We start from the raw sequence: 13218 nt of genomic DNA on the forward strand, positions 1-13218 counted from the left end.
ATCCTGGTGCGCGACCATGCCTGGCTCACCGCCGCCACGCCCGTGGAGGCGCCCGCCCTCGCCGCCCTGGTCGCACGCCGGCCGCTCGCGCCGGCGCCGGTGCGCAACGACTGGAGCCTCGCACCGAGCTCGGTCGGCCGCCCCGGTCTCCCCGCCCGCGGGATTTTCGCCGCCGCGCGCCGGCTGATCGCGCCGGCGGCCGCGGTCACCGCACGACGTTGAGCACGTCGCGGATCATCTCCTGCGAGGCCGAGATCACGCGCGTGTTGGCGGTGTAGGCCTGCTGGGTGACGATCATCTTGGCGAATTCCTCCGAGATGTCGACGTTGGAGCTCTCCACGCCGCCCGCGAGCACGGTGCCGCGGGCGAAGGCGACGGAGGGGTCGCCGGATTCTCGGGTCGCCTCGAAGGCGCCGCCGTCCACGCGGCGCAGGGCGTTGGGCGCGAAGAAGCCGACGAGGGACAGCTCCGCCACCGGGCGCACCTGGCCGTTGCTGTAGGCGATCGAGACCACGCCTTCCTCGGAGATCGCCACGCTCTCGTAGCGACCGACGCCGAAGCCGTTCTGCTCGATGAAGCTCGGGATCACCGAGCCGCCGGTGTCGTTGACCGTCATGCCGCCCTGGATGTTGATGTCGACGGGCTGGAAGACGACGTTGTTGATGGTGATGTCCGTGCCCGACGAGAGCGCGCCGTCGGCGGGGCCGGTCATGGCGCCGGCGGTGTTGAAGGACACGGCGTCGGTGTCGAGGCGCCGCCAGGTGTCGGTCGGCGTGCCCGAGCGGGATTCGTAGTAGAGCGCCCAGGTGCTGCCGGTCGCGGGATCGTTGGTCAGCCGTCCCCAGCGCAGGTTCATGCTGCCGATCGCACCCACGGCGTTGTAGACCGTGACGCTGCCGCCGGGGAGCGTCGAGTTCAGGAAGTCGGTCTCCTGCGCCTCCGTGATCGCCGCCGGCCCGCCGGCCGGCGCCATCTCGGCGGCGCCGCCTCCCTGGGCGGTGACCGTTCCCGGGTTCGTCGGCAGCGAGGCCTGGTAGTTCACCGTCGAGGTCGGGTTCGGGTCGAGCCGCCCGAGCAGCTCCTGCGTGATCTGGATGAAGCCGCCCTGCTGGTTGGGGAGCGGCGCGCCGGTCGTGCGATCGAGCATCGTGCCGCGCAGTGCGTAGCCGGCGCCGTTGACCATGTAGCCCTGCCGGTCGAGCTCGAAATCGCCGCGGCGGGTGTAGAGCTCGGGGCTCTGGCGCACAACGGTCGTCGTCGCGACCGGGGGCTGGCCGACGACGAAGAAGCCCTGCCCGTTGAGCGCCACGTTGGTGTCGATGTTCGTCGGCAGGTACGAGCCCGTGAGCGTGTTCGTCGCCCGCGAGAACGCGTTGACGGAGCCCGAGACCTGCCGCGTGATCGGCTGCTCGGGGACGAGATCGACGAAGCTCGTGTCGACCCGCTTGAAGCCGGGCGTGGAGGAGTTCGCGATGTTGCCCGAGATGTTCTGCATGCTGAAGGATTGGGACCTGAGGCCCGCCACCGCCGTCAGCAAGGATCCGAAGCTGCCCATGACCGATCTACCCTCTTGAGCTTCCCGTCGACGCCGGAACGCAGCGCCACTCTCCGGCAGCACCGCAAGCGACGTGCCATGCGGAAACTCGTTGAGACGCAACGGTTCGCGCGACCCGGCGGCGGCCCGCGCCCGGCAACGGAGGCGCCCCGCCCGGCAGGATCTGCCGGGTTCGGCCCGGCGCTTAACTCCCTGTTAACGCTCGCGCGTGTGTGCTGGGCGCGCGGGGGCGCGATGGCGAATCCCGCACCAGACACGTGAGCTCCGGGACCGTCTCGCCATGGCCGCCTCCGCCATCACCGCCGCCGCGACCGCCGCGCTCGCCGCCAACGACGAGTTCGACGGCCTGCCGGGCCCGCAACGCGCGGCGCTCTTCCTGCTGCTTCTCGGCGAGCAGCACGGCAAGGCGATCTGGGCGATGCTCGACGAGGAGGAGGTGCGCACCGTCTCCCACGCGATGGTGCAGCTCGGCACGGTGGACGCCTCGACGGTGGAGCGGCTGATCGTCGACTTCATCCAGCGGCTGTCGAACTCCGGCGTCTCGGGCTCGGTGGAGCGCACCGAGCAGCTGCTGATGAAGGTCTTCCCGCCCGACCAGGTGGCCATCATCATGGCCGAGATCTACAACACCTCGGGCAAGCGCATCTGGACGCGCCTCTCGCAGATCGACGCGGAGATCCTGGCGAACTACCTGCGCTCGGAATACCCCCAGACGGTCGCGGTGATCCTCTCGCGCGTGCGCCCCGATCACGCCGCGCGGGTGCTGACGATGCTGCCGGACGACTTCGCGCTCGACGTCGTCAACCGCATGCTCAAGCTCGAGACCGTGCAGAAGGAGGCGCTCCACCACATCGAGGAGACGCTGCGCCTCGAGTTCGTCGGCGCCGTCGCCCAGACGGCCAAGCGCGACGCCCACGAGGCCATGGCGGAGGTGTTCAACGCCTTCGACCGCCAGACCGAGACGCGCTTCCTCTCGGCGCTCGACGACCTCAACCGCGAGGCGGCCAAGCGCATCCGCCAGCTGATGTTCACCTTCGAGGACCTGACGAAGCTCGACCCCGCCTCCGCCCAGACGCTGATCCGCCAGGTCGACAAGCAGGTCCTGTGCAAGGCGCTCAAGGGCTCGCCGGAGCCGGTGCGGGCCTTCTTCCTGGGCAACATGTCGAGCCGCGCCGCCAAGAACCTCAACGAGGAGATGGAGTCGCTCGGGCCGATCCGCATCAAGGACGTCGACGAGGCCCAGCTCGCGATGGTCAACCTCGCCAAGGAGCTCGCCGACAAGGGCGACATCATGATCTCGAAGAACCGCGCCGAGGAAGAGCTGATCTACTGAGCCTGCGCCTCGTCGAGCGCGCGGCGCACGGCGTCGGGATCCTTCTCGATGACGGTGAGGTAGGCCGCCAGGGTCTCGTCCGGCAGCAGGCGGCCGGCCTCGATCGCGGCCAGCCGCTCCGGGTCGATGCGAAATTGCTGCGCAAAGGCGTCGAGGCTCAGGCCGGCACGCTCGCGCGCACGGCGGACGCGCGTCGCCGAGACCATCCGCGCAATCTCGTCGCTCGTTCGAATGGGATTGTCCGGGTCGCTCGCCGCAGCCCGCTCGATCTCTTCGTCGGAAAGGGCGAGCAAGCGGGCGCGCGTCTCAGGCGACAAGCCGCGTGGGCGAGACTGCTGATCGGCGAGGGTTCTACGGACGATCGCCATGGCGCGTGCTCCCTGATGGTCTCAGCATGTCCCGGCGTTCGCTCCGGCTCGCCGCGCGAGCGGAAATGATCCGCCGGACATTTCCGCGTACAGTGTACACTACACACAAGGGGACCCCGTCGACGACCCCGAAGGTAATAAGTCGCTCCTCGCCGTACCGTTTTCGGTCATCGGGCTTCTCGATCCTGGCCGGGTCGTCGAACACCTCGATCGCATCGTCGAACGAGACTCCATGCTTCGCCTCGTTAGAAGCGGCTTTTGCATCGTCCCACTCGAATCCATCCGGCGTTGACATGAAAACGAGTGTACATGCGTCGACGAACAGACGTCAACACGACCAGAGCACTACCCCTCGGCCGCCTCCAGCGCGTCCTCGAACGTCCGCAACCCCGTGCGCGGCGCGCCCACCAGCACCGCCATGTTGCCGGGCGCGTGCTCGTTCTTCCACATCTTCTGGTGCGCGAGCGGGATCTTGTCCCAGGAGAACACCTCGGACATGCACGGGTCGATGCGGCGGTCGAGCACGAACTGGTTGGCCGCCGAGGCCTGCTTGAGGTGGGCGAAGTGGGAGCCCTGGATGCGCTTCTGGCGCATCCAGACATAGCGCGCGTCGAAGGTCAGGTTGAAGCCCGTCGTGCCGGCGCAGAACACGACCATGCCGCCGCGCTTGGCCACCAGGCAGGAGACCGGGAAGGTGCTCTCGCCGGGATGCTCGAAGACGATGTCGACGTCCTGCTTCCCGGTCAGCTCCCAGATCGCCTTGCCGAAGCGGCGCGCCTCCTTGGCCCAGGCGTTGTAGGCGTCGGTGCCGACCTGCGGCATCTGCCCCCAGCAGGAGAAGTCCTTGCGGTTGATCACGCCCTTGGCGCCGAGCGAGAGCACGTAGTCGCGCTTGGTCTCGTCGGAGATGATGCCGATGGCGTTCGCCCCCGCAGCCGCACACAGCTGCACGCCGAACACGCCGAGCCCGCCCGAGGCACCCCAGACCAGCACGTTGTCGGAGGGCTTGAGCGTATGCGGCTGGTGGCCGAAGAGCATGCGGTAGGCGGTCGCGAGCGTGAGCGTGTAGCAGGCGCTCTCCTCCCAGGTGAGGTGGCGCGGCTTCTCCATCAGCTGGCGCGACTGGACGCGCGCGAATTGCGCGTGCCCGCCGTCCGGCGTCTCGAAGCCCCAGATCCGCTGCGAGGCGGAGAGCATCGGGTCGCCGCCATTGCACTCCTCGTCGTCGCCGTCGTCCTGGTTGCAGTGGACGATGACCTCGTCGCCGACCTTCCAGCGCTTCACCTTGGCGCCGACCTTCCAGACCACGCCCGCCGCGTCCGAGCCGGCGACGTGGAAGGGGTTCTTGTGGAAGTCGAGCACCGACACCGGCTGCCCGAGCGCGGCCCAGACGCCGTTGTAGTTGACGCCGCCGGCCATCATGAACAGCAGCACCTCGTCGTCGCCGATCTCCCAGGTCGGCACGCGCTCGACGACGAGGCTCTCCAGCGGCGGGCCGTGGCGGTCCTTGCGGATCGTGTAGGCGAGCATCGTCGCCGGCACGTGGCCGAGCGGGGGGATCTCCCCGATCTCGTAGGCGTCCTTCACCGGCTGGCTCGACATGGCATGGTCCTCGTCGTCTCGCATCCCGTGACGGGAGAGTAGCGCGGGAGGGGTGCATCGCAACACGACCAAGGGCGAAGGCGGCCGCTCCGTTCCCCCTTCGCATCTCGGCAAAAGGGATGAGGGCGCGGCGCTGGACCCCGCTCTATATGCATTGCACCATGCTCTGCCCTCCTGCGAGGCGGGGCGAGGATCGGGAGAGGCGCCATGAGCGAGACCGCTGCGAGCGAGACCGGACGCACCCGCGACAAGCCGTGGATCTTCCGCACCTATGCGGGGCATTCCACGGCGGTGGAGTCGAACAGGCTCTATCGCGGCAACCTCGCCAAGGGCCAGACCGGGTTGTCGATCGCCTTCGACCTCCCGACGCAGACGGGATACGACCCCGACCACGAGCTCGCCCGCGGCGAGGTCGGCAAGGTCGGCGTCTCGGTGGCGCATCTCGGCGACATGCGCACGCTGCTCGACGGCATCCCGCTCGCCACGATGAACACCTCGATGACGATCAACGCCACCGCGCCGTGGCTGCTCGCGCTCTACGTCGCGGTGGCGGACGAGCAGGGCGCGCCGCGCGACGCGCTCACCGGCACGACGCAGAACGACATCGTCAAGGAATACCTCTCGCGCGGAACCTACATCTTCCCACCCGAGCCGAGCCTGCGGCTCACCCGCGACACGATCCTCTTCGGGCGGGAAGAGATGCCCAAGTGGAACCCGATGAACGTCTGCTCCTACCACCTGCAGGAAGCGGGCGCGACGCCGGTTCAGGAGGTCGCCTTCGCGCTCGCCACCGCCTGCGCGGTGCTCGACCGGGTGAAGGCCAAGGGCGTGCCGGAGGCGGATTTCGCCCAGATGGTGGGGCGGATTTCGTTCTTCGTGAACGCCGGCATGCGCTTCGTCACCGAGATCTGCAAGCTGCGCGCCTTCGCCGACCTCTGGGACGAGGTGTGCCGCGACCGCTACGGGATCGCAGACGAGAAGAGCCGGCGCTTCCGCTACGGCGTGCAGGTGAACTCATTGGGTCTCACCGAGCAGCAGCCGGAGAACAACGTCCACCGCATCCTCATCGAGATGCTGGCGGTGACGCTCTCGAAGAAGGCGCGCGCCCGCGCGGTGCAGCTGCCGGCCTGGAACGAGGCGATGGGCCTGCCGCGGCCGTGGGACCAGCAATGGTCGCTGCGCATGCAGCAGATCCTGGCGCTGGAGACCGACCTGCTCGAATACGAGGACGTCTTCGACGGCTCGGCCGTGATCGAGCGCGAGGTCGCCGCCATCAAGGAAGCCGCCCGCACGGAGCTCGCCGCCATCGACGCGATGGGCGGGGCGGTGGCCTGCGTCGAGAGCGGCTACATGAAGAGGGCGCTGGTGGAATCCAACGCCGCGCGCGTCTCCGAGATCGAGGAGGGCGAGCGAGTCGTCGTGGGCGTCAATCGCTACCGCGAGGGCGAGCCCTCGCCGCTCGTGACGGGCGACAGGGCGATCCTCACCGTTTCCGAGGACGTCGAGCAGGGCGCCATCGCCGCCCTGAAGGACTGGCGCGCCGCCCGCGACGAGGCGGCGGCCGCGGCCGCCCTCGACGCGCTGGAGGCCGCCGCGCGCTCCGACGGCGCGAACGTGATGGAGGCCTCGATCGCCTGCGCCAAGGCCGGCGTCACCACCGGCGAATGGGGCGAGCGCCTGCGCGCCGTCTTCGGCCAGTACCGCGCGCCCACCGGCGTCACGCTGGAGACGAAGGTCACCCCGCGCGAGCGCGAGGTGCGCCTGCTCGTCGGCGAGCTCTCCGAGAAGCTCGGCCGCGCGCCGACCATGGTCGTCGGCAAGCCCGGGCTCGACGGGCATTCCAACGGCGCCGAGCAGATCGCGCTGCGCGCCCGCGACGTCGGCATGGAGGTCGCCTACGACGGCATCCGCCAGACGCCCGCCGAGATCGTGGCCCGCGCCGCCGAGACGAAGGCGCACGTCATCGGCCTCTCGATCCTGTCGGGATCCCACGTGCCGCTCGTGCGCGAGGTGATGGCGCGGCTTCGGCTGGAAGGCCTCGACCACATCCCCGTCGTCGTCGGCGGCATCATCTCGAACGAGGACGCGCTGGTACTCTCCAACATGGGCGTCTCGAGGGTCTACACGCCCAAGGACTACGAGATCGACGCCATCATGGGCGAGATCGTCGGCGTCATCGAGCGCGCCCTCGACAAGCCCCCGGCCCCCGAGACCCCGCCCGCGCCTCAGGCGTCGAAGCGCGACCGCCGCGCGGCGCGCGGGAGCTATTGAGGCGGCGCGGCCCCCGCCCGAGGGGCGCGCGCGCTCAGAACTTCCTCTCGACGAAGCGCTCCGTCGCCGCCCGCTCGCCGTCCTCCTCCAGCGGGGCCCGGCCGGCCGCGGCCTCGAGCATGGGGAGGATCTCGCTCGCGCGCTCGGCGACGAGATGGGAGAGCTCGAGGCCCGGGCGGATGAAGCCCTGCTCGCGCATATGGGCGATGAGCACGAGGAGCGGCTTCCAGAAATCCTTCAGCGACAGCAGCAGGATGGGCTTCCTGTGGCGGCCGAGCTGCGCCCAGGTGAGCTGCTCGACGAGCTCCTCCAGCGTGCCGATCCCGCCCGGGAGCGCCACGAAGGCGTCCGCGCGCTCGAACATCAGGCGCTTGCGCGTGTGCATGTCCGGGACGACGATCGTCTCCTGCACGTCGTCGAGGAGCTTCTCCTTGCGGGTGAGGAAGTCGGGGATGATGCCGGTGACCTCTCCGCCCGCCTCCAGCGTGGCGTGCGCCACGACGCCCATGAGCCCGAGCGCGCCGCCGCCGTAGACGAGCCGCACCCCCGCCGCCGCCATGGCGCGGCCCAGCTCCTCGGCGGCCGCGCGGTGAGCCGGGTCGCGGCCCTCGGCGGAGCCACAATAGACGCAGATCGACCGGATACGACGCATTGTCGCGCCACCTCTCTGAAGTATGTTGCGATTCGTGCTTGCCGGCCCCACGATTTTGGTTTCCGACGACGCGCAGGGAAAGTAAACCGTTCCAGGGCGGGGACGCCAGTGCGCGCCGCCCGAGACGAGAGGACCACAGGCCGTGCCAGTCGAACGGCGTCGCATCATCGCGATCATCGTCACGCTCCTGCTCGCCGCGGGCGGGATAGGCGCCTTCCTCGTGAACGAGAGCCGGGTGGGCCAGCGCGCCGAGGACGGCGCCGCGACCGCGGTGGAGGCGATGACGCCGGAGCGCGCCGAGGTCGCCGCGCCGGTCGTCGCCGATGTGCGACCCACGGTCGCGCCCACACCGGAGACGCTGGACGAGGCGCCGGTCGAGGCCGCCCAGGCGCAGCCGCCGGTCGGCGAGCCGCTCGTCGCCGAGCCCGTCGCCGCGGAGACCGTCGCCGCGGAGACCGTCGTCCCCGATCCCTCGGTGCCCGCCGCGCCGGTTCCCGCGACCGCGCAGGACGTCGCCGGGAGCGCCGAGCCGGCCGCGACGCCGGACGTCGTCGTCGCTGCCGTCGAGCCCGCCGCGCCGGCGGAGGCGGTGGTCGCGCAACCCGAACCCGAGGCGCCGGCGCCCGCCCCGACGGTCGCGCGCGCGGACGACGCCGAGGCCGTCTTCGACCTCGTGCGGGTCGAGCCGACGGGCGATGCCGTGATCGCGGGGCGCGCGCGTGCGGGCGCGACCGTGGAGCTCCTGCGCAACGGCGAGCGGCACGACATCATCGTCGCGGACGCCACCGGCGCCTTCGCCTTCGTCCCGCCGCCGCTGCCGCCCGGCACGCACGAGATCGCGCTCCAGATCCAGGAGGCGGACGGCACGGCCCGGCGGGGGCGCCAGAGCGTCACCGTCGTGGTCGCCGACACGATGGACACCGCGCCCATTGTGGCGCTCGCGGAGCCCGGCGCACCGACGCGCGTGCTCTCGCAGCCCGAGCCGCCCGCATCCTCGCCGATGCCCTCCGACGAGACGGTCTCCGCAGCGCAGGCCGACGGGGCCGAAGAGGAGGTCGGCGCCGAGGCCGCACGCGAGGCAGCCGAGCCTGCGGTCCAGGTCGCGGGCGCCGACGCCGGGGCGTCGCCGACGCCGGGTCGGGCGGGCGTGCGCATCGCCAGCGTCGAGGCCGAGAGCGGGGGCGGGCTCTACGTCTCCGGCGAGGCCGGTCCCGAGGCGGGCGTGCGGCTCTACCTGAACGACACGTTCGTGGGCGCCGCCGCCGCGGACGGCGCCGGAGCGGTCTCCTTCGCCATCGGCACCGGCGTGCGCCCGGGCGTCTACCGCGTGCGCCTCGACGAGATCGGCGGCGCGGACGGCCGCGTGCTCTCGCGCGCGGAGGTGTCCTTCGAGATGCCGGCGTTGCCGGAGGCGCCCGCCGTCGCCGCAGCGCCAGAGGCCGATCCGGCCGCCGTGCCGCCGGCTTCCGAGCCGGTCGTCGTGGCGGACGCCTCGGCCGACGCGGGCGAGCCCGCCGCGTCCGCGTCCCGCATCGTCGCCGAGCCGGTGCCGCCCGCCGCGCCCGCGCAGGAGGCCGCGCCGGCAGCGGCGACGGTCACCACCACGACGCCCCCCATCTCCGCCGAGGGCACCGGCGAGGCGCGCACCGCCACGCTCACGATCCCGGCGGTGAACACCGCCCTCGTCGTGCGCGGCGACAGCCTCTGGCGCATCTCGCGGCGCATCTACGGCGACGGCATCCGCTACACGGTAATCTTCGACGCCAATCAGGACCAGATCCGCAACCCGGACCTGATCTTCCCCGGCCAGGTCTTCGTCCTGCCCGCGCAGGAGCCCGCGGCCGCTCCGGCCGCGGCGGACGCCCGCGGCGGCTGATCCGCGCGGGCTCAGGCGAAATCGCACCCGTCCCAACGGAGCCTCACCCATGCGCCGTGCCCCCCGCATCCTCCTGACGGCGGCCGTCCTCGCCGGCGCGGGCTTCGCCTTCCTCGTCTGGCGCGGCCCGGAGCCCGGGGGCATCGACGACGTCTATACAGCCTTGTTCGGCCCCGCCGATCTCGGCCCCGTCACCTTCGAGAGCCTGGCCCGGCGCGATTCGCCGAACGATGCGCTCGCCTGCCCTGAGGGCGTGTGCGTCGCCGAGCCCGATTTCGTCACGCCGGTCTACGACGTCCCGGGCGCGCGCCTGCGCGAGATCGTCGCCGAAGTGGCGGCGGCCGAGCCGGGCACGGAGCAGGTCTATGCCGGCCTGCGCGAGGAGACGGACCGCTTCCTCGTGCGCAGCCCCACCATGCGCTTCCCCGACACGGTGAGCGCGCGCATCTACGGCGCGGGACCGGGCCGCTCGCGGCTCGCGCTCTACTCGCGCTCGCAGATCGGCTATTCCGACATGGGCGCGAACCGCGCGCGGCTCGAGCGCTGGCTCGACGCCATCTCGGCGCGCGTCGCCGCCGAGGCGGGCGTCGCGTCGTGAGCGACGCCGGCGACCTCGCGGGGCTTCTCGTCGTCTCGCTCGAGCAGGCGGTCGCGGCACCCTACGCCTCCGGGCGCCTCGCCGACGCGGGCGCGCGGGTGATCAAGCTGGAGCGGCCCGAAGGCGACTTCGCCCGCCGCTACGACGCGGACGTGAACGGCGAGAGCGCCTATTTCGTCTGGCTCAACCGCGGCAAGGAATCGATCTGCGTCGACCTGCGCGAGGAGGCCGACCGCGCGCTGGTGCGGCGCATGATCGAGGCGGCCGACGTCTTCATCCAGAACCTCGCGCCGGGCAAGGCGGCGGGGCTCGGCCTCGACCCGGAGCGCCTGCGCGCGCAGCACCCGCGGCTCGTCACCTGCTCCATCTCCGGCTACGGCGAGGATGGGCCCTACCGCGAGCTCAAGGCCTACGATCTCCTTGTCCAGGCCGAGAGCGGGCTCTCGGCGATCACCGGCACGCCGGACGGCATGGCCCGCGTCGGCGTCTCGGTCTGCGACATCGCCGCCGGCATGACCGCCTTCCAGGGCATCCTGCAGGCGCTGATCGGGCGCGGCGTCACCGGGCGCGGTCGGCACGTCTCGGTGTCGCTGTTCCACGCGCTCGCGGACTGGATGAACGTGCCCTGGCTGCAGTTCGCCTATGGCGGGCGCACGCCACCGCGGATGGGGCTCGCCCACCCCTCGATCGCGCCCTACGGCGACTATGACTGCGCCGACGGCAAGGCCGTGCTCCTCTCGATCCAGAACGAGGCCGAGTGGGAGGCCTTCTGCGCGCGGGTGCTGGAGCGTCCCGGGATCGCGCGCGAGCCCCGCTTCGCCACGAACCCGGCCCGGGTGGAGAACCGCGCGGCGCTCGACGCGATCATCGCATCGGTCTTCGGCGGGCTCGACCGCGAGGCCGTGATCGCCCGGCTCGAGGCGGCGCGGATCGCCTATGGCCGCGTGAGCACGCTCGACGACCTCGCGCGGCATCCGCAGCTGCGCACCGTGTCCGTGGAGACGCCCGCCGGCCCCGTCACCCTGCTCGCGCCCGGCGCCCTCGTCGACGGGGAGACGCCGCGGCTCGGCCCGGTGCCGGCGCGCGATGCGCACGGCCCGGCGCTGCGCGCCGAGTTCGCGCCGCCGGCCTGAGCGGCCGCTCAGGCGGCGGGGACGGTCGGGCCGAAGATCTCCTCGAAGGTCGCGCGCATCACCGCATCCACCTCCGGCATCGTCACCGGCAGGCCGAGGTCGACGAGGCTCGTGACCCCGTGCTCGCGCACGCCGCAGGGCACGATCCCGTCGAAATGCGCGAGGTCCGGCTCGACGTTGAGCGCGACGCCGTGGAACGTCGCCCAGCGGCGCACGCGGATGCCGATGGCGGCGATCTTGTCCTCGACGCCCGCGCCCTTCTCCGGCCGGCGCACCCACACGCCGACGCGGTCCTCGCGGCGCTCCCCGCGCACGTTGAATGCGGCCAGCGTGGCGATCAGCCATTCCTCCAGCGCGGCGACGTAGGCGCGCAGGTCCCGGCGGCGGCGGGTCAGGTCGAGCATGACGTAGGCCACGCGCTGGCCGGGGCCGTGATAGGTGTACTGCCCGCCGCGCCCGGCGACGTGGACGGGAAAGCGGCCCGGCGCGACGAGATCGGCCTCCTTGGCGGAGGTCCCGGCCGTGTAGAGCGGCGGGTGCTCGACGAGCCACACCCGCTCGGCCGCCTCGCCCGCGGCGATCGCCGCCGCGCGCGCCTCCATCTGCGCGAGAGCGTCCTCGTAGGCGACGAGCCCCTCCGCGATCGCCCATTCGACGGGGGGCGAGCCGGGCGCGGGATGGAAGCCGCCGGCCGGCGCGGCGCGGTCGTTAACCGAGCGTTCACCATGATCGGCAAGCATCGGCGCGGTTCCTCTCGTGCGGTCGCGGTCGTTCGGGTTCAGTCGTCTCATGTCGAGGAGTTCGCGGCGCGTGTCCAGCATGGAAGGCCTCCACGTCGATCTGACCATCGTCCTCGGGCGCACCCGCATGCCGGTGCACATGCTCCTGCGCATGGGCCGTGGCGCCGTGATCGAGCTCGAGAGCTCGGACACGGACATGGTCGAGATCCTCGCCAACGACCACCCCATCGCCCGCGGCCAGGTGGTCGTCACCGGCACGCGCATCCAGGTGGAGATCACGGAGATCATCCCCAAGCCGAGCCACACGTCCGACCCCGGCATGTCCATCGGCGACGCGCTCTCGGTCTCCGAAGCGCTGGAGGAAGCGGCCGCATTGATGGCCGCGCAGGCCGGTGCGGCACCGGTTCAGGAGGAGTGACGGGCGATCCGAGGGCGTTTGCTGGCGCCACGCCGATTTTTCGCCGGCGTCCGGAAAAGCCGCTTGTCCCCCCCGATTCGATCTGATACACGCTGCGCACCCCGGGGGCGGCGCCCCCGAGAAGGCTCCGCGGCCGTGGCGGAATTGGTAGACGCGCTAGCTTGAGGTGCTAGTCCCGGAAACGGGGTGGAGGTTCAAATCCTCTCGGCCGCACCAGAATATGGTGCGGGGCGTCGGAGTCGATACTGGGTGAATACACGAAAGGCCGTCGGGGCGACCCGGCGGCCTTCGTGTTTTCTGGCGCGACGCCCGCCGAAGACACGCGCCCATCGCCTCAAAGGTCGAACAGGCTCCCCTGCGCCCTCGCCGCTGAGGGCGCGGCCGCCTTCGTCGCGCGGGCGGGCTTGTTCTTCCGCGCGGGCGCGGCCGTCGACGCCTCGGTCGGCGCCTCGGCCTGCGGCGGGTCCTCGGGGCTGCGCGTCCCGCCGCCCTCCGCCCGCGCGCCGAGCCTGCCGTCGGCGAATTCCAGGGTGAGCGCCGCGCCGGGCGCGACCGACGCCGCCGCGCGCACGGGCCTGCCGTCATCGTCGCGCACGAGCGCGTAGCCGCGTGCTAGGACCGAGCGCCAGCTCAGGCTCTCGGCGAGCTGCCAGACGCCCGCGAGGGTGCGCG

General features: G+C 71.6%; 14 protein-coding genes and 1 tRNA gene. 8 read left to right on the forward strand and 7 right to left on the reverse strand.

Annotation, left to right across the window (positions count from 1 at the left end; genetic code table 11):
* A partial coding sequence (locus ACTZWW_RS21590) for a hypothetical protein (protein WP_444783028.1) occupies positions 1-222 on the forward strand: 222 nt, incomplete at its 5' end.
* On the opposite strand, the gene ACTZWW_RS21595 is transcribed toward ACTZWW_RS21590, so the two are convergent.
* A complete protein-coding gene (locus ACTZWW_RS21595) occupies positions 206-1555 on the reverse strand; it encodes a flagellar hook protein FlgE (protein WP_444783029.1) in 1350 nt (449 codons plus the stop codon). The two genes, ACTZWW_RS21590 and ACTZWW_RS21595, sit on opposite strands and share 17 nt — an antisense overlap.
* Positions 1556-1835: 280 nt before the next feature.
* Between ACTZWW_RS21595 and fliG the strand changes: the two genes are divergently transcribed.
* Entirely contained in the window at positions 1836-2888 is a 1053-nt protein-coding gene (fliG, locus tag ACTZWW_RS21600; RefSeq protein WP_444783030.1) for a flagellar motor switch protein FliG, read from the forward strand.
* On the opposite strand, the gene ACTZWW_RS21605 is transcribed toward fliG, so the two are convergent.
* The 3 genes from ACTZWW_RS21605 to ccrA are packed head-to-tail and all read right to left on the reverse strand — an operon-like array spanning position 2882 to position 4858.
* On the reverse strand, positions 2882-3256 hold the full coding sequence (locus tag ACTZWW_RS21605; RefSeq protein ID WP_444783031.1) for a helix-turn-helix domain-containing protein: 375 nt from the start codon (positions 3254-3256) through the stop codon (positions 2882-2884). The two genes, fliG and ACTZWW_RS21605, sit on opposite strands and share 7 nt — an antisense overlap.
* Positions 3240-3551, reverse strand: a complete 312-nt coding sequence (locus ACTZWW_RS21610) for a BrnT family toxin (RefSeq protein WP_444783032.1) — start codon at positions 3549-3551, stop codon at positions 3240-3242. The genes ACTZWW_RS21605 and ACTZWW_RS21610 overlap by 17 nt, the downstream gene beginning before the upstream one ends.
* 50 nt (positions 3552-3601) lie before the next feature.
* Positions 3602-4858 (reverse strand): crotonyl-CoA carboxylase/reductase, encoded by a 1257-nt coding sequence (ccrA, locus tag ACTZWW_RS21615; RefSeq protein ID WP_444783033.1) that lies wholly within the window; start codon positions 4856-4858, stop codon positions 3602-3604.
* Between the two features lie 207 nt (positions 4859-5065).
* Here ccrA and ACTZWW_RS21620 point away from each other — a divergent pair, with 207 nt between their 5' ends.
* On the forward strand, positions 5066-7129 hold the full coding sequence (locus tag ACTZWW_RS21620) for a protein meaA (protein ID WP_444783034.1): 2064 nt from the start codon (positions 5066-5068) through the stop codon (positions 7127-7129).
* A gap of 34 nt (positions 7130-7163) precedes the next feature.
* On the opposite strand, the gene ACTZWW_RS21625 is transcribed toward ACTZWW_RS21620, so the two are convergent.
* A complete protein-coding gene (locus tag ACTZWW_RS21625) occupies positions 7164-7781 on the reverse strand; it encodes an LOG family protein (RefSeq protein ID WP_444783035.1) in 618 nt (205 codons plus the stop codon).
* 142 nt (positions 7782-7923) lie between these two features.
* Here ACTZWW_RS21625 and ACTZWW_RS21630 point away from each other — a divergent pair, with 142 nt between their 5' ends.
* Genes ACTZWW_RS21630 through ACTZWW_RS21640 form a run of 3 tightly spaced genes read left to right on the forward strand, consistent with a single transcriptional unit; the run spans position 7924 to position 11388 of the window.
* Positions 7924-9657, forward strand: a complete 1734-nt coding sequence (locus ACTZWW_RS21630; RefSeq protein ID WP_444783036.1) for a LysM peptidoglycan-binding domain-containing protein — start codon at positions 7924-7926, stop codon at positions 9655-9657.
* A 49-nt stretch (positions 9658-9706) separates the two neighbouring features.
* The gene (locus tag ACTZWW_RS21635) at positions 9707-10255 is read left to right on the forward strand and encodes a DUF1499 domain-containing protein (protein ID WP_444783037.1); all 549 of its coding nucleotides are present in this window, start codon (positions 9707-9709) and stop codon (positions 10253-10255) included.
* Complete coding sequence (locus tag ACTZWW_RS21640) at positions 10252-11388, forward strand: CaiB/BaiF CoA transferase family protein (protein ID WP_444783038.1); 1137 nt, start codon at positions 10252-10254, stop codon at positions 11386-11388. Before ACTZWW_RS21635 ends, ACTZWW_RS21640 begins: the two co-directional genes overlap by 4 nt.
* An 8-nt stretch (positions 11389-11396) precedes the next feature.
* On the opposite strand, the gene lipB is transcribed toward ACTZWW_RS21640, so the two are convergent.
* Positions 11397-12128, reverse strand: coding sequence for a lipoyl(octanoyl) transferase LipB (gene lipB / locus ACTZWW_RS21645; RefSeq protein ID WP_444783041.1), 732 nt, complete (start codon positions 12126-12128; stop codon positions 11397-11399).
* Positions 12129-12198: 70 nt separating this feature from the next.
* On the opposite strand from lipB, the gene ACTZWW_RS21650 reads away from it, so the two are divergent.
* Together ACTZWW_RS21650 and ACTZWW_RS21655 are read left to right on the forward strand one after the other, a co-directional pair.
* Positions 12199-12546: a FliM/FliN family flagellar motor switch protein gene (locus tag ACTZWW_RS21650; protein ID WP_444783039.1), complete on the forward strand. Its 348-nt coding sequence runs from the start codon at positions 12199-12201 to the stop codon at positions 12544-12546.
* A 129-nt stretch (positions 12547-12675) separates the two neighbouring features.
* Positions 12676-12762, forward strand: a tRNA-Leu gene (locus tag ACTZWW_RS21655).
* A gap of 118 nt (positions 12763-12880) precedes the next feature.
* On the opposite strand, the gene ACTZWW_RS21660 is transcribed toward ACTZWW_RS21655, so the two are convergent.
* On the reverse strand, positions 12881-13218 hold a 338-nt coding region (locus ACTZWW_RS21660), incomplete at its 5' end, for an exodeoxyribonuclease VII large subunit (protein ID WP_444783040.1).

The sequence above is a fragment of the Salinarimonas sp. NSM genome, assembly GCF_052380005.1.
Lineage (GTDB): Bacteria > Pseudomonadota > Alphaproteobacteria > Rhizobiales > Beijerinckiaceae > Salinarimonas.

What these genes read in the sequence shown, in the direction of transcription:
- ACTZWW_RS21605 (WP_444783031.1), bottom strand. Translation starts at nt 3,256, where the DNA reads ATGGCGATCGTCCGTAGAACCCTCGCCGATCAGCAGTCTCGCCCACGC.
- ACTZWW_RS21610 (WP_444783032.1), bottom strand. Translation starts at nt 3,551, where the DNA reads ATGTCAACGCCGGATGGATTCGAGTGGGACGATGCAAAAGCCGCTTCT.
- ACTZWW_RS21595 (WP_444783029.1), bottom strand. Translation starts at nt 1,555, where the DNA reads ATGGGCAGCTTCGGATCCTTGCTGACGGCGGTGGCGGGCCTCAGGTCC.
- lipB (WP_444783041.1), bottom strand. Translation starts at nt 12,128, where the DNA reads ATGCTTGCCGATCATGGTGAACGCTCGGTTAACGACCGCGCCGCGCCG.
- ACTZWW_RS21620 (WP_444783034.1), top strand. Translation starts at nt 5,066, where the DNA reads ATGAGCGAGACCGCTGCGAGCGAGACCGGACGCACCCGCGACAAGCCG.
- fliG (WP_444783030.1), top strand. Translation starts at nt 1,836, where the DNA reads ATGGCCGCCTCCGCCATCACCGCCGCCGCGACCGCCGCGCTCGCCGCC.
- ACTZWW_RS21635 (WP_444783037.1), top strand. Translation starts at nt 9,707, where the DNA reads ATGCGCCGTGCCCCCCGCATCCTCCTGACGGCGGCCGTCCTCGCCGGC.
- ACTZWW_RS21625 (WP_444783035.1), bottom strand. Translation starts at nt 7,781, where the DNA reads ATGCGTCGTATCCGGTCGATCTGCGTCTATTGTGGCTCCGCCGAGGGC.
- ccrA (WP_444783033.1), bottom strand. Translation starts at nt 4,858, where the DNA reads ATGTCGAGCCAGCCGGTGAAGGACGCCTACGAGATCGGGGAGATCCCC.